This window comes from Clostridium puniceum (genome assembly GCF_002006345.1).
GTDB lineage: Bacteria > Bacillota > Clostridia > Clostridiales > Clostridiaceae > Clostridium > Clostridium puniceum.
Genome location: NZ_LZZM01000102.1, coordinates 1 through 1,396, shown reverse-complemented (window position 1 = coordinate 1,396; position 1,396 = coordinate 1). Strand labels below are relative to the sequence as shown.

The following is a 1,396-nucleotide window of genomic DNA, read 5'->3' as shown; positions in this document are numbered from 1 at the left end:
TTTTACTATACTTAACATAAGACGCTGTGGATTAGTTTTTTCACCTATAGCTAGACTATTTCAACTGAGGATATAACCACAGCTTTATGCTTATTTGTTAATTAGTTAGATAACGCATGACGTTTTATATAGAGCAAGGATACATTTAGCATGAAGCTACGTGGAGCATAGCGGACTAAATTAAAAAAGGAGCTGTTCTTATGATTTATATTGGCATTGATGTAGCTAAAGCTAAACACGATTGCTGCATTATTGATTCGGATGGTGTTATTATTAATGATTCTTTACGTATATCCAATTCACGTGAAGGCTTTGAATTACTTTATTCTTCAATACTTTCCGTCCTACCTGACAAGGATATTTCTAACGTAAAAATAGGACTTGAATCAACAGGTCATTATAGCACTAATCTCCAAAACTATTTGTATGCTAAAGGCTTTCACCTATCCATTCTCAATCCTTTAGCTACAAATCTTTTCCGTAAAGCTCAAACCCTTAGGAAAACTAAAACCGATAAAACGGATGCACTAGTTATTGCTAAAATGCTTTTCTCTGATGATACAAAATCCTATTCACCTGTATCATATCAGATTCAAGAGCTAAAGTCACTAACTAGACATAGATATCGCTTAATTGGTTATAGATCTAGGCTTAAATTATCAATTACGAGGCTTATAGATATAATTTTTCCCGAATTACCCAAGTATGTTTGGTCTATTCATCAAGTCTCTGTTTATGCTCTCCTCTCGGAGTTACCGAACCCGAAGGAAATATCCAATTGTCATCTAACTAAATTGACAAACCTTCTGGCTAAATCCACTAAAGGGAAATATGGTAGAGCAAAAGCTATTGAAATAAAGGAAGCGGCTAGCAATTCTATTGGCACTAGCACACGTTCTTTATCCTTTGAACTTCAGCAAACTATTAGGTTAATTCAATCTGTTCAAACTGAAATTGATGCTTTAGATAAGCAAATAAAGGACGTTGTTATAGAGATAGACTCTCCTTTAATGAGTATTCCTGGAATCTCTTATACACTAGCCTCAATAATTCTAGCTGAAATTGGAGATATAGATAGATTCACTGATTCAGCAAAGCTTTTAGCTTTTTCGGGACTTGATCCATCAACATATCAATCCGGAAAATATAATGCTACACATACACCTATGGTTAAACGTGGTTCTACATACTTACGTTGGGCTATATTAACAGCATCTAGAACTGTTTCTATGCGCGATTCCACTTTTGGGGATTATCTTGCAAAGAAACAAAGTGAAGGCAAGCATTATTATATTGCTATGAGCCATGTAGCCAAAAAACTAATACGTGTTATTTTTTATCTTTTAAAAACCAATACCTCATTTGTTCCACAAATGTAATTCCTTAAATTTCCAAG

At 34.2% G+C, this 1,396-nt stretch carries 1 protein-coding gene; it reads left to right on the top strand.

Translation table 11 applies throughout. The features are described from left to right. The first annotated feature begins 200 nt into the window (after nt 1-200). Nucleotides 201-1,379, top strand: a complete 1,179-nt coding sequence (locus CLPUN_RS08125) for an IS110 family RNA-guided transposase (RefSeq protein WP_077846803.1) — start codon at nt 201-203, stop codon at nt 1,377-1,379. Nucleotides 1,380-1,396: the final 17 nt, after the last annotated feature.

Bases quoted from the DNA above. Each gene is read 5' to 3' on its own strand.
- CLPUN_RS08125 (WP_077846803.1), top strand. From the start codon at position 201: ATGATTTATATTGGCATTGATGTAGCTAAAGCTAAACACGATTGCTGC.